Below are 16,231 nucleotides of genomic sequence, written 5' to 3' on the forward strand. Positions count from 1 at the left end.
CAGGACGCGATGCGCCGCATCGTCGAGACCTGCAAGAAGCACAAGGTCGTCGTCGGCAACCCGCACACCAGCGCGAAGAACTTCCGCTCGCTGGTGGACCAGGGCTATGGCCTCTTGATGTCGGCGCCGCAGAAGACCTATGGCGTGGTGAGCCTGGCGCGCGATATCGGCGCGCCGGCCGCGCCCGCCACACCCTACTGACCGATTCACCGAAACCAATAGAACAACGGAGACAAGACAGATGACGAAGCCCACGAAGACCCTGATCCAGGCCCTGATCGCCGCCGCCTTCGCGACCAGCGCCCCCGCCTGGGCTCAGGCCGACGCCAGCAACGAAGCCCTGCTGAAGCGCCTCGACGCGCTGACCCGCGAGATGGAAGCGCTGAAGGCCCAGGTCAAGGCCAACGAGGAGAAGGCCAGCCGCCCGCTGGCGACGCCGGTGGACAAGTCCGCCGAGCAGGGCCTGTCCAAGCAGGCCAAGGACGAGATGGAAGATGCCGCGGGCACCTCCGAAGGCATCGAGCTGGTGAAGACACCGAAGGCCAGCTTGAAGTTCTACGGCATGGTCGACGTCGGGGCCGAACTGCTCAACGGCGAACTCGCCAAGGGCGGCCAGGTGGACTCCTCGCTGCGCGTCAGCAACGGCCTGATCACGCCGCACTTCGGCGTGCTCGGCAACGGCCAGCTGACCGAAGGCCTGCAGGGCTCGTTCAACCTCGAAGGCAGCCTCGCGCCGGACAGCGGCACCTCCGGCATCGGCGGCCGCCTGTTCGGCCGGCAGGCCTGGGTGGGGCTCTCGGGCGCCTTCGGCACGGTGCGGCTGGGCCGGCAGTACACGGCGGTGCGCATGGGTTGGGACGACGCCAACCCCTACGGCACCGGCAACCAGGGCCTGCGCCTGCTGGACCCGCGCATCTCCAACCCGCGCGCCGACAACTCGATCAGCTATGTGCTCACCTTCGGCGGCTTCACGGCCGGCGTCAACTACAGCGGCGGCTGGGATGCGGTGAACGGCAACTCGTCCAACACCGGCCCGGCCAACAACGGTGGCGCCAACTGCGCCGGCGAGGTGCCGGACCAGACGCAGCAGTGCAAGGAAGTGTCCTTCGGCATGAAGTACGCCGGCGGCCCCTGGGGCGTCGCCGCGGCCTACGAGAAGCTCAATGGCGGCACCAGCGCCACCTACGGCGGCCTCACCTCGCCGACGCTGAGCGACACGCGCAAGGTGATCAGCGCCTACTACCGCGGCAAGGGCGGCCTGAAGGTGACGGGAGGCTGGATTGCCCGCAACAACGAGGGCAATGCGGCCACGCCGAAGAGCGACATGTACTGGGTGGAAGGCATCTTCCCGGTCAGCCAGCATGTCTTCCTCGACGGCCTGCTCGCCCACCTGAAATACGATGATTCGGCCAACAAGGCGACCTTGATCAACCTGCGCGGCCGCTACGTGCTCAACAAGGACACGACGATCTACATGACCCTGGCGAACATGGACAACAACGGCACGCTGGCGCTGCCCGCCACCGCGAGCACGCCGGTGCCCACGCCCAAGGCCGGCGAGAAGCAGTACAGCCTGATCACCGGTGTCCTCTACAAGTTCTGATTGCGACGACCCCATGAACACGAACCGCCGCCTGATGCTCACCCTGGCCAGCGTCTGTGCGCTGGCCGCCGGCCCCGCGCTGGCCCAGCCCTCGGTCGAGAACTTCTACAAGGGCAAGACGATCTCGCTGGTCGTCAGCGCCGAGCCCGGCACGCCCACCGACATCATCGCCCGCCAGTTCGCCCGCTTCTTCTCGAAGCAGATCCCGGGCAAGCCGCAGGCGATCGTGATCAACGTGGCCGGCGCGGGCGGCATCGTGGCCGCGGCTTCGCTGCAATCGAAGCAGCCCAGCGATGGCACGGCCATCGGCTTCCTGCAGCGCAACAACCTCTATGTGCCGCTGCTGGAGCCGCGCCAGGGCGGTTTCGATCCGCGCAAGGTCAAGTGGATCGGCAGCCTCGAGAAGGTCCACTACGCCATCGTCGCGACGACCCGCTCCGGCGTCACCACCACCGATGACCTGCTGAAGAAGAAGCTCACCATCGGCGCCACCGGCTTCTCCAACGAGAACCGCACGCTGCCGGCCCTGGTCAACGAGTACCTGGGCGCGAAGATGAATATCGTGCCCGGCTACTCGGGCCGCGGCGAGGTCTACCTGGCGATGCAGCGCGGCGAGGTGGACGGCTGGGCGCCGACCATCGACGGCCTGAAGGAAGGCGAGCCCGCGCGGCTGATCAAGGACGGCAAGATGAAGGTGGTGCTGAACGTCGGCTTCGCCAGCCACCCGGACTTCCCGAACGTGCCCAGCCTCGGCAACTACGCGCTGAAGCCCGAGGCCAAGGCGGTGTTCGACTTCTTCCTGACGCCCTTCGACGCCGGCCGCCCGCTGGCCGTGCCGGCCGCTGTGCCCGCGGAGCGCGTGGAGGCGCTGCGCGCGGCCTTCATGCGCACGGTGGCCGACCCGGAGTTCAAGGCCGCCGCCAAGGCGCAGGGCTTCCCGGTCGACGCGGTGGACGGCGCCGCCGTGGACCAGATCGTCGCCAGGCTCTACGCGACGCCGCCGGCGGTGATCGAGACCGCGCGCAAGCTGCGCAACCGTTGAGCCCTGTTCGTTTTCACCCAGGCGGGCGTCCGGCGCGGACACCCGCCAGCGGAGCCATCACCATGCACCCCGAAATCATTGACATCCACCCGCACATCGTCTCCACCGACGTAACGCGTTACCCGATCGCACCGCAATCCGGCCACCGCTCTGACTGGTCGGCCACCCGTGCGATCGACTTCGAGCAGCTGATCGCCGAGATGGACGAGTCGGGCGTCGCCAAGGCGGCCATCGTCCATTCGTCCACCACCTACGGCCACAACAACACCTATGTGGCCGAGAGCGTGGCCAAGAATCCGCAGCGTTTCACCGGCGTCTACTCCTTCGACCTGCTGGCCCCGGACGCGCTGAAGACTTTCGACTACTGGCTGATGCACGGCATGGGCGGCATCCGCCTGTTCACCGGCGGCGCCACGCACCAGACCGACGGGAGCTGGCTCGTGAACCCGCTGACCTTCCCGATCTGGGAGCGCTGCGCGGAGATCGGCATGACCATGGTCGTGCAGACCACGCTGGCGGGCCTTCCGATGGTGGAGCAACTGGCGCGGCGCTTCCCCACGGTGAAGATCGCGATCGACCATTGCGCGCGGCCGGTGCTCGATGGCGGCCCGCCTTATGCGGCGAGTAGCGAGCTGTTCGCGATGGCCAAGTACCGAAACGTCTACTTGAAGATCACGCCGCGCACCTTCGACCTGGCGCAGGCGGCACCGGGCGGCGCGGATGCCTTCTTCGCCAAGCTGGTCAGCGTGTTCGGCGCCGACCGTCTCGCCTTCGGCTCCAACTACCCGGCCTCCAAGGGCCCGCTGAAGACGCTGATCGAGCAGGGGTACCGGTGCTTCGCCGCGCTGAGTGAAGCGGACCGCGCCTGGATCTGGGGCGGCACGGCGAAGATCCTGTATCCGATGCTGGCCAAATAGATCGATAAGAACCTCGGACAGAGGAGACAAGCAGATGGACTTCTTCAATGACTCGGCCACCCTGGGCGCCATCGCCCACGCGCTGGCGATCATCCTCTCGCCGGAGCGGCTGGTCTTCCTCGTGCTCGGGGTGCTGGTAGGCCTGGGCCTGGGCCTGGTGCCCGGCATCGGCGGGCTCACCGGCTTCGCGCTGCTGGTGCCCTTCACCTACACGATGGACCCGTACGCGGCCTTCGCGATGCTGCTGGGCATGCACTCGGTCATCGCCACCTCGGAGGTGGTGACGGCCGTGCTGTTCGGCGTGCCGGGCCATGCGGGCGCGCAGGCCGCGGTGCTGGATGGGCTGCCGATGACCAAGCGCGGCGAGGGCTCGCGCGCGCTGGCCGCCTGCTACACCTCCTCGCTGCTGGGCGGGCTGGTGGGCGCGGTGATCCTGGCCTTCATGCTGCCGCTGGTGCGGCCGCTGGTGCTGGCCATCGCCACGCCGGAGATGCTCGCGCTGACGATGTTCGGCATCGCGATGGTGTCCGCGCTGTCGGGCAAGGCGCCGCTGCGCGGCATGGTCGTGGCCTGCTTCGGCATCCTGGTCGGCATGATCGGCACCAATGCGCAGACCGGCCAGATGCGCTGGACCGGCGACCTGCTCTACCTCGAGGACGGCATTCCCATCGTGCCCATCGTGCTGGGCATGTTCGCGTTGCCCGAGCTGTGCGAGCTGGCGATCACGCGCACGGCGGTGGCCACGCAGGTGCCGCTGAGCTCGCGCGAGGGCATGAAGCAGGGCGTCAAGGACGCGTTGCGCAACTGGTTCCTGGTGCTGCGCTGCAGCGGCCTGGGTGCCTTCCTCGGCATGATCCCGGGCGTCACCTCGGCCGTGATGGACTGGATCATCTACGGCTACGCGATGCAGACCTCCAAGGGCGGCAAGGACACCTTCACCAAGGGCGATGTGCGCGGCGTGATCGCGCCGGAGTCGGCCAACAACGCCCGCGAGGGCGGCATGCTGGTGCCGATGCTGGCCTTCGGCGTGCCGGGCGGCGCGGTGCAGGCGATCCTCTTGGGCGCGATGCTGGTCCATGGCTTCGTGCCCGGGCCGGAGATCCTGACCAAGCACCTGGACCTGGCCTTCTCGATGGTGTGGTCGATTGCGCTGGCGAACATCTTCGGCGCGGGCCTGTGCTTTGCGCTGAGCGGGCAGTTCGCCAAGGTGGCGACGCTGCGCTGGACGCTGATCCTGCCGGTGATCATGCCCATCGTCTACGTGGGCGCCTTCGAGGGCAAGCACAGCTGGGGCGACATGATCGTGCTGCTGGTCTTCGGCCTGCTCGGCTGGATCATGAAGCGCATGAAGTGGGCGCGCCCGCCGCTGATCCTGGGCCTGGTGCTGGGCGCGCTGATCGAGCGCTACATGTCCATCTCCTTCATGCGCTATGGCGCGGACTGGCTGCTGCGCCCGGGCGTGATCGTGATCCTGGCGCTGTCGGCGCTGGTGTTCTTCAGGCCGCTGCTGGCGCAGCTGCGCGCCGGTGGCCATGTGCAGCTGCCGCGGCTGCGCGAGAGGATCCGGCTGAAGGGCGAGGACCTGGTCTACGTCTTCTTCATCGGCCTGGGCGCCTATGCGCTGGCCACCTCGCAGGAGTGGCTCTTTTCGGCCAAGATCGGCCCGACCGTGGTGGCCGGCATCCTGGTGGCCGCGGGCACGGTGAGCCTGCTCTACAAGGTGCTGGTGGCGCCGCCGGTGCTGGCGAAGGCGGATGCGGGCGGCGGCATCCACATGGACCTGGCCGGCGACGAAGGCGAGGGCGCACTGCCGACACCGGTCGTGCTCAAGCGCGCCGCGCGCTTCTTCGGCTGGATGCTGGCCTTCCTCGGCTGCATGGCGGTGATCGGCCTGGTGCCCACGGTGCCGCTGATGATGGTGGCCTTCATGCGCATCGAAGGCCGCGAAAGCTGGAAGCTGAGCCTGATCCTGGCCGTCTGCCTGACGGCGGCGCTCTACGGCATCTTCGACCAGATCCTGCACGTGGCCTGGCCGAGCTGCCTGCTTGACCAATGGCTGACCCCGGCCGCCTGATGAGGGAACCCGACATGGACCGACTCGCACGCATCGACCCCGACACCGCCGACGAACACCAGCGGCGCGTGATCGCCAGGCTCGGCGAAGGAAGGGGGCGCATCCCCACGCCCTTCAACATCTGGCTGCACAACCCCCGCCTGGCCGAGGGCATGGAGATCATCGGCACGCACGTGGACAGGTCGCCGGTGCTCACCGAGGCCGAGACCGAGGTGGCGATCCTGGCGACGGCGGTGTTCTGGAACGCGCCCTACGTGATCGCCAACCATCGCCGGCATGCGCTGAAGGCGGGCGTGCCGGAAGACGTGGTGGCGGCGCTGCTGGAGAAGCGCCGGCCCGAATCGCAGGGCGGCCGCTTCGGCGCGGTCTGCGAGGCGGTGGCCGACATCCTCGCGGGAGCCGCCGTCGATGACGCTCGCTTTGCGCGTTATGACGCGGAGCTGGGGCGGGCCGCCATCGCCGAGCTGCTGGTGACGATCGGCTACTTCACGTCGGTGTCGCTGGCGATGAGCTTGCACGCGCTGGAACCGAAGGCATGACGGCCCGCGGCGGCGCGCGCCGCCTCCAACGTCGGAGGCCTCATCACTGCTGGAACCCGGCCGAGTAGTCGCGAACGCGCGGCAGGCCGCGGCCTCCTTTGCCCGGGTGCGCTGGGCCATGGCGGACGGGATGAGGCTCTCGAGGAAGCCCGTCGAGCCCTGGCTGGTCGATGCCTTCTCGACAGGAGGCTTCGTCTCGGCGGCCAGGGGCTTGGCGTCCGAGAGCCCCGCGATGCTGCTGGCGATCAGGGCCGGCGCTGGAATGCCAGCGAACAATGCACCCTTCAAGGACCGCTCCTTCAGGGCGCAGCACAGGACGGAGCCGATCAGGAAATAGATGGTCAGGCCCGCACAGAAGCCCGGCGCCGGAAGCGCGGCCTGCGGGTCGGCCTCTACGCCACCTCGAACCCGAGAATGGCCTTGGTCTCGAGGTATTCCTCCAGCCCGTGGCGACCATACTCGCGGCCGTTGCCCGAGAGCTTGTAGCCGCCGAAGGGTGCGAACGGATCCCAGGCGGGATGGTTGATCAGGACCTGGCCGGCACGGATCTGTGCTGCCACCGCGCGGGCCTGGCCGAGGTCGCGGCCCTGCACGTGCGCGCCCAGCCCGTAGACGGTGTCGTTGGCGATCCTTACCGCCTCCTCCAGCGTATCGTAGGGAAGGATGCACAGCACAGGACCGAAGACCTCCTCCTGGGCGATCCGCATGGCCGTCGCGACCGACGAGAAGATCGTCGGGCGGACGTAGAAGCCTCGATCCAGTCCCTCGGGGCGGCCCGGACCACCGCAGAGCAGGCGCGCGCCATCGTCCAGCCCGAGTTGGATCATCTGCTGGACTCGTTCGAATTGTGGCCGGTTGGCAATCGGCCCATGGGTGGTCGTTGTTGCCATCGGATCTCCGACGACGATGCTCGCGGCAGCCTCGCAGGCCAGCGCCTCGACCTGCGCCAGCGCCGTGCGCGGCACGATCATCCGTGTGGGCGCGCTACAGGACTGTCCAACGTTGCGAAATGCGGCGGCCACGCCCATCGGCACGGCACGCGCGAAGTCAGTATCGGGAAGCAACACGTTGGGCGACTTGCCGCCCAGCTCCTGGGTCACACGCTTCACCGTCGGCGCCGCGGCCTGCGCTACCAGCACGCCCGCACGGGTCGAGCCGGTGAACGAGATCATGTCGATGCCCGGATGCTCGGACATGGCCGCGCCCACGACGGGACCCGAGCCGTTGACCAGGTTGAACACGCCTGGTGGCACGCCGGCGTCATGCACCAGCTGGGCGAATAGCAGGGCGCTGAACGGTGACAGTTCGCTGGGCTTCACGACCACGCAGCAGCCTGCCGCCAGGGCCGGCGCTACCTTGGCAGTGAGCTGGTACAGCGGCCAGTTCCAGGGCGTGATCAGGCCGCAGACGCCGATCGCCTCGCGGGCGACGACGGTGCTGCCATGCGGCTGCATGAAGGGATAGCGCAGCAGGACCTCCCGTGCTGCGCGCACATGCTCCGCGGCGAAGGGCAGCTGCGCCGTGCGGGCGTAACTGAGGGCGACACCCATCTCCAGGCTCAGCGCTTGGGCCAGCGCCTCCGCGCGCTCGAGCATCAGCCCGTGGATGCGCTCCAGCAGCGCCGCACGCTCGGTCACGCTGCTGCGCGAGTAGGCCGGGAACGCGCGGCGCGCCGCCGCGACGGCGCGGTCCACGTCCTCGCCGCCGCCCATGGCGATATGGCCCAGCACGCGCTCGTCGGCCGGGTTCACGACGGCGAACTGCTCGGCGGCGGCAGCGGGCTCGCACCAGGCGCCATCGATGTAGAAACGGCGGCCATGGCGGGCCGGATCAGGCGTCATTGCGGATGTGCTCATGCTCGGTCTCTAGAAGTCGGCCACCTGGCCCCAGGCCGAGGACTTGAAGCGGTCCGGGTGGTAGGGGCGCGGGTCGACCAGGGGCGCCGCTCCGCTGACGATGTCGGCGATCAGGTGGCCGGCGCCGGGGCCGATGCCGAAGCCATGACCGCTGAAGCCGGCCGCGAGCACCAGGCCTGGCAGGCTGGCGATCTCGCCGATGCCGGGTACGCCATCGGGCGTGCTGTCCACGTAGCCGGCCCAGGCGCCGGTGACGGCCCGGTCCTTCAGGGCGGGCATGAAGGCGAGGGCGCGCTGGTGCGTCAGGCGGATCGCGGCGGTGTCCGGCGTGGGGTCGAGAATGCGCATGCGCTCCATCGGCGTCGGCTGGTCCAGCCGCCAGCGGGACAGGCTCTCGTGGCCTGAGCGCAGGCCTTCGAGCGTGCCCGGCGCCAGGTTGCGCCAGCGCCGCATGAACATCGGCAGGAACTGGGTCGAGAAGCGCAGCAGCTGCGCCGTCGGATCGACCCGACCCCGGCCGCTGACGGCCAGCGTGTAGCCGCCGTCGCTGCGCCGCGTGATGCTGATCTGGCTGGTGTGCAGCGCCGGCGGCAGCTCGCCCGCGCCGGGCGCCACGGCCATCACCGTCTGGCGTATCGTGGCCTGCGGGAAGCGGATGCCGTACTGGCGGCAGAACGAGGAGGCCCAGGCCCCGCCGGCCAGCACCGCCACGCGGGTGCGGATGCTGCCCTTCTCGGTGATGACGGCGGACAGCCGGCCGCCCTCGGTCTCCAGGCCGCGCACGGCGCAGCCCTGGTGCACCGTGCCGCCGCGCCGCATGGTCGCGCGGGCCACCGCGGGCGCCGCGCGCGAAGGATCGGCGGTGCCGTCGGTCGGCGAATAGACGCCACCCTTCCAGGCCTTGCCGGTCGCCTTGCCGTGCTCCGCCGCCTCGGCCGCGTTGAGCATCTGCGTCCGTACATTGACCGAGCGGGCGAACTCGCCCCAGCGCGCCCAGCCCGCCAGCTCCGCCTCGTCGTTGCTGAGGTAGAGCAGGCCGCAACGGCGGAAGCCGGTTTGCTCCTGCTCGTCGGCCGCGAACTGCTCCCACAGGTCCAGGCTCTTGGTGGCCATCGGCAGTTCGCGGGCATCGCGGTTCTGCTGGCGGCACCAGCCCCAGTTGCGGCTGGACTGCTCGCCGCCGATGCGGCCCTTCTCCAGCAGCGCGACCTTCAGGCCGCGCCGGGCGAGGTAGTAGGCCGTGAACGATCCGATGATGCCGCCGCCGATGACGACGACGTCGGCCGAGGCGGGAAGCTCGCGGCTGCTCTCGACCGTGTCCAGCAGTGCACGCATCGTCATCAGGCCGTGATCCAGAGCTTGCGCACGGTCTCTATCGTGCGCCAGGTGCCGAGGTAGCCGGGCTTCATGATGAAGCTGTCGCCGGCCCGGTAGGTCACCGGTGCCTGGCCGTCCTCGGTGATCTCGGCCACGCCCGACAGGATCAGGCAGAACTCCCAGGTCTCGCCCTTGATCGAGCGGTTCACGCCGGGCGTCGATTCGAACACGCCGGCGCGGACCTTGCCGTCCTTGGCGCTGTCGATGTCCCAGTTGCGGCAGATGATGTCGCCTTCGAGGACGCGCTCGGCCGGCGGACGGTATTCGCGCGGTTCGCCCAGCTGGTCGAGCCGGATGGTGATGTGCAGGTCGGACATGGTCTCTTCTTCTCAATGCTTGGGCTGGAACAGCGCTTCGTAGAAGCCGGCCGTATGTATCTTGATGGTGACTTCCTTGTCGCTGCGGTTGCGCCAGAACCAGCCGTGGCGGCCGTCGAAGGGCGCGGTGAAGGCACCCTGGCCGCCGGACAGGTCGGATTCCATCCAGTAGCGCGTGAACTCGTCGCCGGCGTTGGGACGCTCGCCGTGCATGTCCATCTTGACCGGGGCGGTGGATTCCCAGCGGAAGATCAGGTGGTCGCCGGTCTTCATCTCGGCCTTGATCTCGATGCCCGAGTGCGGCGGTAGGACGACGCTCATGTCGTCCGCGCGCATCGGCGTGGCCTTGGCGATCTCCGCCTTGCCCTGGGGGGCGACGGCGAGCGCCGCGGCTGCCGATGCGACCGTCGCCGGTCGCGCCGCGGCAGCGCCAGACGAGGCCTCGCCGCCGCGCATCTGCGCCAGGCCCAGCTTCGCGCCGATGCCGGTCAGGTCGATGCCACGTTCGGCCGGCAGCACGAACAGCACCAGGATCAGCAAGGCGACGACGAAAGCGGAACCGGTGGCCAGGCCCAGCGAGCGCGACGAGGCGGCGTAGGGCACGCTGCCGGAAGAGGTGTTGAGCACGGTCATCATTGGAGGGGGGAGGTGAAGTAGCCCGAAAGCTGGTAGCCGATCAGCACGAAGCCTGCGCACATCAGCGCGGCATTGGCCTGCAGCACGTTGCGCTGGAAGCCCTCGGTGCGGCGCCAGAGCGTCATCAGGATCAGGATCAGGCTCAGCGCGAGCAGCTGGCCGATCTCCACGCCGACATTGAAGCTGACGAGGTTGGCCAGCAGCCCGTCGGGCGAGATCGACATCTCCTGGATCTTGGTCGCCAGGCCGAAGCCGTGGAAGAGGCCGAAGATCAGCACCGCTGCCTTCTGGTTCGGCTCGACGCCCAGCACGCGCTTGAAGCCACCGAGGTTGTCGAAGGCCTTGTAGACCACGGACAGCCCGATGATCGCGTCGACCAGGTAGGCGCTCGCGTGGATGTTGGCCAGCACGCCCAGCAGCAGCGTGGTGCTGTGGCCGATGGCGAACAGCGTGACGTAGCGGCCCACGTCCTTCAGCCGGTACAGGAAGAAGATCACGCCGAACAGGAACAGCAGGTGGTCGTAGCCGGTCACCATGTGCTTGGCGCCGAGGTAGACGTAGGGAATGACGTTGACGCCCGGGTTGCCCTGGATGAAGGTCTTGTCGTCATCGGAGACGCCGTGAGCCCAGGCGCCGTCGCCGGCCGCCAGCAGGGCGCCCGCGAACAGCGCCAAGGGCGCCAGCCGCTTGAAGCTCGTGCGGTCCATCGCTCAGTCGATCGAGAAGAGGGCCGACACCTTGGCCTGCGTGGCCTTGTTCACCAGCATCACGCCGACCTTGGAGCCGGCGGCGATCCTCACGCCCTTGGCCTCGAACTTGTTGCCGCCGGCCGGCTCCAGGTTGAGCTCGGTCTTGGCGCCCTTGTAGGTGATCGTCAGCCTGGCGCTCATGCCGGCGCTGGGCACGTCCTCGTCGTCATCCTTCAGGTACAGCGCGACGGAATCCGGCTTGACGCTCAGTTCCAGCAGGGTCTCGCCGGACATCTGCACGATGCCGCCGTGTTCGGGCTTGGTGCTGCCATGGGCGTGCGCCGGGGCGGTGAAGGCCAATGCGGCGGCGGCGAGGGCCAGCAGGGCGGCACGGGTTTTGAGTCGGTTCTTCATCAGGGTTCCTCGATCGGTGGCGGGGAGAGGCCGTCAGCGGCGGCAGGCGCTCATTCGGGTGCGTGCGGCAGTACGAAGGACAGCGTTGCCCGGTGCTCGATCTTGGTGGCCTTGGCCGGGTCGTCGGTCGGGCCGTCGTAGGTCGCCGCGACGACGTTCAGGCCCTGGTTGCGCACGGTGATCGTCACGATGCCGTCGGCGCCGCTCCTGACGCCCTCGTTGTCCGGGTCGTTGACGTAGTCGCTCTGCACCTGTGCGCCGGCCACCGGCTGGCCCTTGAACAGCACGCGCAGCTTCAGCGGCTTGCCCAGCAGCACCGGCAGCGCGGTCTCGACCGGCACCACCTGCAGCACCTGGCCGGGCAGGGCCGGCAGCGGGGTCGACAGGGGGCCGCGGATGACCACCGCGTACTTCATCGTCTTCTCGCTGGTGACGGCGCTGGGCAGCTCGTCCTTGCCCTTCTTGTGCCATTCGCCGTCGGGCGTCTTGCTCCAGGTGCCGTTGTCGAGCACGGCGGCGACCACCGTCGGCGCGCTCTCGCTGTCCACCAGCAGCAGCGGGCCCGCCGCGCGCAGCTTGGTCGGCACCGGCTTCATCTCGGCGTCGTAGGACGCGATGCTCTGGATCAGCGGCAGGCGCTTGACCGAGTCCAGGTCATCGGCGCCGACGCCGTAGATCAGCGCCAGCTGCGTCGAGCGCTGCGCGAACCAGATGCCGTGGGCCTGAGCGCTCATCGAGGCGGCGAGGCCGGCGAAGAGGGCAGAGACCGCGAATAGCTGGGACATTTTCATGGGAAGACTCCGACGCTGTTGAATGGAAATCCGTTGATGGAAAGCATAGGGAAAGGGCCGGGCGCAAGCTGCCGAAACGGGGCGGCCCGGCGAGATTTCATGCTGAAGATGGCGGGCAAACCGCAGCGCCGTGGCCGCTCAGCGCACGCTCGGCGACGCTGGCGAACCAGCGGATGCCGCCGGCCATGGCGGCATCGTTGAAGTCGTAGCAGGGATGGTGCAGCGGGTGCGAGACCGGCTCGCCGGCCTGGGCTTGCGCAGGCCCCTGGCCGAGCCAGAGATAGGCCCCGGGCCGCGCGCGCAGCATGAAGGCGAAATCCTCCGAGGTGAAGGCCGGGCGCGGCGCCAGCGCGGCCTGCAGGCCGGCCGCCCGGGCGGCTTCCAGCGCCAGTTCCACCGCCGCCGCATCGTTGACGGTGGACGGGTAGTAGCGGGTGTAGCGCACCTCGATCTCGGTGCCGCTGGCCAGGGCCACGCCCTGCGCCATGGCCTTCAGCGCGGCCTCGATGCGGTCCTGCGAGGCGGTGTCGAAGCTGCGCACGGTGCCGGTGATCTGCACCTCGGCGGGCAGCACGTTGTGCGAATGGCCGCCCTCGATGCGGGTGACCGACAGCACGGCCGATTCGCCCGGGTCGATGCGGCGCGCGACGATGGTGTTCAGCTGCGTGACGAGCTGGGCCGCAGCCAGGATCGCGTCGGGCGTGTGCTGCGGCTGGGCGGCATGGCCGCCGCGGCCGCGCACGCTGATGTCGAAGCGGTCGGCCGCCGCCATGATCGGGCCGGGCCGCGTCTGCGCCTGGCCCAGCGGCAGGTCAGGCCAGTTGTGCAGCGCGAAGACCTGCTCGCAGGGGAAGCGTTCGAACAGCCCGTCGCGGATCATCGCGTCGGCGCCGCCGCGACCTTCCTCGGCCGGCTGGAAGATGAAGTTGACCGTGCCGGCGAAGCGCCGCGTGCGCGCCAGCTGCCGCGCGGCGCCGAGCAGCATGGCCGTGTGGCCGTCGTGGCCGCAGCCGTGGTGCGCGCCGGCGTGCACGCTGGCATGCGCGTGGCGGCCCTGTTCGTTCATCGGCAGCGCATCCATGTCGGCGCGCAGGCCCACGCTGCCGCCCTCGCCATGGCGCAGCACGCCGACCACGCCGGTGCCGCCGATGCCCTCGTGCACCTCCAGGCCCAGCTCGCGCAGCGCGGCGGCCACGATGCCGGCCGTGCGGTGCTCGGCGAAGGCCAGCTCGGGGTGGGCGTGCAGGTCGTGGCGCAGGACGGTCAGGGCCGGCAGCAGGTCATGGATGTCGTGCGGCATGGTCGGCTGCTCCTTCATGCCCGCGCCCCGGCCTCGGTCTGGTACTGGCCCGGCGTCATCCCGCACTGGCGCTTGAAGCGGCGCGAGAGATGGCTCTGGTCGTAGAAGCCGGCCTCGGTGGCCACCCGGGCCGGCGGCATGCCCTGGCGCAGCAGCAGCTGGGCATGGCGCACGCGCTGCTGGTCGATGTAGCGATAGGGCGGCAGGCCCACATGCTCGCGGAAGACGGTGGCGAAGCGCCACAGGCTCAGGCCGCTGAGCTGGGCCAGGCCTTCGAGGCTGAGCGGCTCGCTCAGGTGCGCGTCGATATGGCGCAGCACCGGCTCCAGCGAGCGGTGCCGGCTGCGGCGCGGCGCTGTGGTGAGGGTGTCGTCACGCATGATGGCGGGCCGGCGTCAGAAGTAGCGCACCCAGGCCTGGGTGGAGCGGCGCTTGAACGCCGCGAAGGCGCGCACCGGGATGTAGAGCAGCGGCACCATCGCCAGCCACACCACCCACACGACCCAGAAGGAATCCGCATCGACGCCGAAGCGGGTGCCCTGGTTCGGGCCGAATATGGCCAGCAGGATGCGGTAGCTGATCATCAGCACATAGAGGTGGAAGATGTAATAGAACATCGGCGCGCCGCCGAAGGTCGAACAGACGCGGGTGAAGCCGTTGTCCGCCTTCTCCAGCGCCGCCAGCATCAGCAGGCCGCCGCCCAGCGTCATCAGCAGGAAGTCCAGCGAGGGCGGGTACTTGGTGAAGTCGAGCCAGTCCTTCAGCGTCTCGATGCCGTTGGCCTGGGGGGTCCAGGGCGCGTTCTCACCGTAGATGTTGAAGCCGCGCAGCACCAGCAGCAGGGCCAGGCAGGCTAGGCCCGTGAGCACCAGCGTGCGCTGGCGCTGCAGCCGGCTCACCGCCGCGGAGAAGAGCGGCGCGAAGGCATAGCCGAGCAGGATCACGCCGACCCAGGGCAGCGCCGGATAGGTCAGCTTGACCTTCAGCGCGCCGTCGGCGACCAGCCAACCGCGGTGCAGCATCAGGGTCCAAAGCGGGAACCAGGCGCTGTCCGGCGCGACCACGTAGCCGGCCACCGCGTTGTGGCCGCCCACGATGAGCAGCCCCAGCGTCGCCAGCAGCCAGCGCGGCAGGCCGGACATGTAGGCCAGCACGACCATGCTGAAGCCGATCGCCCACATGACCTGCAGGTAGAGCACGGTGTAGGTGCCGCTCCAGGCGAAGTTCACCAGCGTCAGTTCCAGCAGGATCAGCAGCAGGCCGCGCTTGAGCAGGAAGTCGCGCACGTCGCGCTTCGCGCCGCTCGGCGGGTTGGCATAGAGCCAGGCCGACAGGCCGGTCAGGAACACGAACACCGGGGCGCAGAAATGCGCGGCCAGGCGCGAGAAGAAGACATCCGAGGGCGTGCCGGGCACGGTCATCGGATCGGTCACCTGCAGGTGCAGGTAGAGCGTCTCCCGCACGTGGTCCAGCAGCATCACGATCATCACGAAGCCCCGCAGCGCGTCGATGGACGTGATGCGCGCCTTGTGCGCAGCAATTTGACCCGACAGCGATGCAGCAGGCTGCGGCATCACTGCGGCACGGGACAGACTGGACGGAGTGGACATGATGGACTCGTCGAAAAAGGATTGAGTGGGTTCAGCGCGGCAGCTTGCGCTGTCGCCAGGGCAGGCCCGTCAGCAGTAGGGCCGCCAGGGACAGGGCCAGGGCGGTCCAGCCCAGACGCATCAGCAGGGCCGTCGTGGGCCCACCCCACGGCGGCACGGCGCCTGCATGCAAGGAGAAGATCACGTTGACGTAGCGCTCGACCAGCGGCAACTGCCGTCCGTCGCGCACCGCGACAACCCCGCCGCCCTGCTCGGCCACGAAGACCTGGCTGAGCCCGTAGGGGTGCCATTCCTCGCCGCGCAGGCGCAGGCGCAGCAGCCCCGGCGCCTGCCGGTACAGTCGCTGCGGCCTGGCCTCGGGCAGGGCCGCAGCAGCATTGAGCAAGGCTTGGCCTGCCGAGACCCGTGCCAGGTCCGGGCGCACCGGTGCCACGGGGATCTCCATGGCCGGTTGACCGCCCAGCGCGACGATCGCAGCACGCACGGCACCCGGCCAGCTCAGTGCCGCGGCCGTGCCGAACAGCAGAGCCAGCGGCATCAGCGCCACGATGCCGACGCGCCGGTGCCAGCGCCGCCGCAGCTGTGGCGCGCGGGTGCGTCGCAGCCGCCACCACAGCCGCAGGCCCACAGCCGTCGAGCAGAGCGCAAGGCAGGCCACCAGCCCGGTCAACCAGAAGCCGCCGACTCCCAGCCATTGCCACAGATGCAGTCGCACCAGCCAGGGGCCCAGCAGCGCGTCCTCGCCAACCACGGCCAGCAGGCGGCCGTCCGCGGCCGCCAGCTCGGCCCGCCAGCGTTTCCCCCGCGTGTCGTCCAGTTCGACCTGCAGCGTGGACCTGCCCAGTTGCACCAGCCGCCACTGCAGGTCGGGCCGCGTGGCCTGCAGCGTCGCCAGGCCGCGATCGAGCGCATCGGCCTGCGCCTGGAGGGAGGGCCCGGCCGCCGCCGGTGCCTCATCGGGCAGCGGCTGCAGCCATTGCATGCCGGCACCGGTCAGCGCGGCGACCAGCAGCAGGGCGGCCAGCCCCCGGCCGACCCAGCGGTGGAAACGCATCATGGATTTCAT

Annotated in this window: 16 protein-coding genes and 1 pseudogene; 6 read left to right on the plus strand and 11 right to left on the minus strand. The window is 69.3% G+C overall.

The genetic code is table 11. The features are described from left to right. From B0W88_RS10435 to B0W88_RS10460, 6 genes and pseudogenes are all read left to right on the plus strand, one after another. A pseudogene (locus B0W88_RS10435) lies at positions 1-201 on the plus strand (hypothetical protein); the annotation flags it as partial. A gap of 40 nt (positions 202-241) precedes the next feature. Beyond that, a complete protein-coding gene (locus B0W88_RS10440; RefSeq protein WP_083748700.1) occupies positions 242-1,603 on the plus strand; it encodes a porin in 1,362 nt (453 codons plus the stop codon). A gap of 13 nt (positions 1,604-1,616) precedes the next feature. Beyond that, positions 1,617-2,645, plus strand: a complete 1,029-nt coding sequence (locus B0W88_RS10445; protein ID WP_077034601.1) for a tripartite tricarboxylate transporter substrate binding protein — start codon at positions 1,617-1,619, stop codon at positions 2,643-2,645. Between the two features lie 62 nt (positions 2,646-2,707). Next, positions 2,708-3,562, plus strand: a complete 855-nt coding sequence (locus B0W88_RS10450) for an amidohydrolase (RefSeq protein WP_077034602.1) — start codon at positions 2,708-2,710, stop codon at positions 3,560-3,562. A 34-nt stretch (positions 3,563-3,596) separates the two neighbouring features. Further along, positions 3,597-5,636, plus strand: coding sequence for a tripartite tricarboxylate transporter permease (locus B0W88_RS10455; protein ID WP_077034603.1), 2,040 nt, complete (start codon positions 3,597-3,599; stop codon positions 5,634-5,636). Between the two features lie 14 nt (positions 5,637-5,650). Then, a complete protein-coding gene (locus B0W88_RS10460) occupies positions 5,651-6,175 on the plus strand; it encodes a carboxymuconolactone decarboxylase family protein (RefSeq protein ID WP_077034604.1) in 525 nt (174 codons plus the stop codon). Between the two features lie 392 nt (positions 6,176-6,567). Here the strand turns inward: B0W88_RS10460 and B0W88_RS10470 are convergent, their stop codons facing one another. The 11 genes from B0W88_RS10470 to B0W88_RS10520 form a co-directional block, all read right to left on the minus strand. After that, entirely contained in the window at positions 6,568-8,031 is a 1,464-nt protein-coding gene (locus tag B0W88_RS10470) for an aldehyde dehydrogenase family protein (protein WP_077034606.1), read from the minus strand. Between the two features lie 9 nt (positions 8,032-8,040). Then, the gene (locus B0W88_RS10475; RefSeq protein WP_077034627.1) at positions 8,041-9,366 is read right to left on the minus strand and encodes an FAD-binding oxidoreductase; all 1,326 of its coding nucleotides are present in this window, start codon (positions 9,364-9,366) and stop codon (positions 8,041-8,043) included. A gap of 5 nt (positions 9,367-9,371) precedes the next feature. Beyond that, positions 9,372-9,725, minus strand: coding sequence for a cupin domain-containing protein (locus tag B0W88_RS10480; RefSeq protein WP_077034607.1), 354 nt, complete (start codon positions 9,723-9,725; stop codon positions 9,372-9,374). Between the two features lie 12 nt (positions 9,726-9,737). Next, entirely contained in the window at positions 9,738-10,361 is a 624-nt protein-coding gene (locus B0W88_RS10485; protein WP_077034608.1) for a hypothetical protein, read from the minus strand. Further along, positions 10,358-11,068 carry a HupE/UreJ family protein gene (locus B0W88_RS10490; RefSeq protein ID WP_077034609.1) on the minus strand — a complete coding sequence of 237 codons (711 nt, stop codon included), beginning with the start codon at positions 11,066-11,068 and terminating at the stop codon, positions 10,358-10,360. Before B0W88_RS10490 ends, B0W88_RS10485 begins: the two co-directional genes overlap by 4 nt. A 3-nt stretch (positions 11,069-11,071) precedes the next feature. Continuing rightward, on the minus strand, positions 11,072-11,464 hold the full coding sequence (locus B0W88_RS10495) for a hypothetical protein (RefSeq protein WP_077034610.1): 393 nt from the start codon (positions 11,462-11,464) through the stop codon (positions 11,072-11,074). A gap of 50 nt (positions 11,465-11,514) precedes the next feature. Then, positions 11,515-12,255 carry a DUF4198 domain-containing protein gene (locus B0W88_RS10500; protein WP_077034611.1) on the minus strand — a complete coding sequence of 247 codons (741 nt, stop codon included), beginning with the start codon at positions 12,253-12,255 and terminating at the stop codon, positions 11,515-11,517. 97 nt (positions 12,256-12,352) lie between these two features. Beyond that, a complete protein-coding gene (locus B0W88_RS10505; RefSeq protein ID WP_077034628.1) occupies positions 12,353-13,555 on the minus strand; it encodes an amidohydrolase in 1,203 nt (400 codons plus the stop codon). A gap of 14 nt (positions 13,556-13,569) precedes the next feature. Further along, the gene (locus tag B0W88_RS10510) at positions 13,570-13,935 is read right to left on the minus strand and encodes a helix-turn-helix domain-containing protein (protein WP_083748701.1); all 366 of its coding nucleotides are present in this window, start codon (positions 13,933-13,935) and stop codon (positions 13,570-13,572) included. A gap of 15 nt (positions 13,936-13,950) precedes the next feature. Beyond that, positions 13,951-15,165, minus strand: coding sequence for a DUF1624 domain-containing protein (locus B0W88_RS10515; protein WP_083748702.1), 1,215 nt, complete (start codon positions 15,163-15,165; stop codon positions 13,951-13,953). A 31-nt stretch (positions 15,166-15,196) separates the two neighbouring features. Then, the gene (locus B0W88_RS10520; protein WP_083748703.1) at positions 15,197-16,231 is read right to left on the minus strand and encodes a PepSY-associated TM helix domain-containing protein; all 1,035 of its coding nucleotides are present in this window, start codon (positions 16,229-16,231) and stop codon (positions 15,197-15,199) included.

It is taken from the genome of Pelomonas sp. KK5 (assembly GCF_001984095.1).
Taxonomy (GTDB): domain Bacteria; phylum Pseudomonadota; class Gammaproteobacteria; order Burkholderiales; family Burkholderiaceae_C; genus KK5.

What these genes read in the sequence shown, in the direction of transcription:
- B0W88_RS10500 (WP_077034611.1), bottom strand. Translation starts at nt 12,255, where the DNA reads ATGAAAATGTCCCAGCTATTCGCGGTCTCTGCCCTCTTCGCCGGCCTC.
- B0W88_RS10445 (WP_077034601.1), top strand. Translation starts at nt 1,617, where the DNA reads ATGAACACGAACCGCCGCCTGATGCTCACCCTGGCCAGCGTCTGTGCG.
- B0W88_RS10480 (WP_077034607.1), bottom strand. Translation starts at nt 9,725, where the DNA reads ATGTCCGACCTGCACATCACCATCCGGCTCGACCAGCTGGGCGAACCG.
- B0W88_RS10455 (WP_077034603.1), top strand. Translation starts at nt 3,597, where the DNA reads ATGGACTTCTTCAATGACTCGGCCACCCTGGGCGCCATCGCCCACGCG.
- B0W88_RS10450 (WP_077034602.1), top strand. Translation starts at nt 2,708, where the DNA reads ATGCACCCCGAAATCATTGACATCCACCCGCACATCGTCTCCACCGAC.
- B0W88_RS10475 (WP_077034627.1), bottom strand. Translation starts at nt 9,366, where the DNA reads ATGCGTGCACTGCTGGACACGGTCGAGAGCAGCCGCGAGCTTCCCGCC.
- B0W88_RS10470 (WP_077034606.1), bottom strand. Translation starts at nt 8,031, where the DNA reads ATGAGCACATCCGCAATGACGCCTGATCCGGCCCGCCATGGCCGCCGT.
- B0W88_RS10485 (WP_077034608.1), bottom strand. Translation starts at nt 10,361, where the DNA reads ATGATGACCGTGCTCAACACCTCTTCCGGCAGCGTGCCCTACGCCGCC.
- B0W88_RS10490 (WP_077034609.1), bottom strand. Translation starts at nt 11,068, where the DNA reads ATGGACCGCACGAGCTTCAAGCGGCTGGCGCCCTTGGCGCTGTTCGCG.
- B0W88_RS10495 (WP_077034610.1), bottom strand. Translation starts at nt 11,464, where the DNA reads ATGAAGAACCGACTCAAAACCCGTGCCGCCCTGCTGGCCCTCGCCGCC.
- B0W88_RS10515 (WP_083748702.1), bottom strand. Translation starts at nt 15,165, where the DNA reads ATGTCCACTCCGTCCAGTCTGTCCCGTGCCGCAGTGATGCCGCAGCCT.
- B0W88_RS10510 (WP_083748701.1), bottom strand. Translation starts at nt 13,935, where the DNA reads ATGCGTGACGACACCCTCACCACAGCGCCGCGCCGCAGCCGGCACCGC.
- B0W88_RS10460 (WP_077034604.1), top strand. Translation starts at nt 5,651, where the DNA reads ATGGACCGACTCGCACGCATCGACCCCGACACCGCCGACGAACACCAG.
- B0W88_RS10520 (WP_083748703.1), bottom strand. Translation starts at nt 16,231, where the DNA reads ATGAAATCCATGATGCGTTTCCACCGCTGGGTCGGCCGGGGGCTGGCC.
- B0W88_RS10505 (WP_077034628.1), bottom strand. Translation starts at nt 13,555, where the DNA reads ATGCCGCACGACATCCATGACCTGCTGCCGGCCCTGACCGTCCTGCGC.
- B0W88_RS10440 (WP_083748700.1), top strand. Translation starts at nt 242, where the DNA reads ATGACGAAGCCCACGAAGACCCTGATCCAGGCCCTGATCGCCGCCGCC.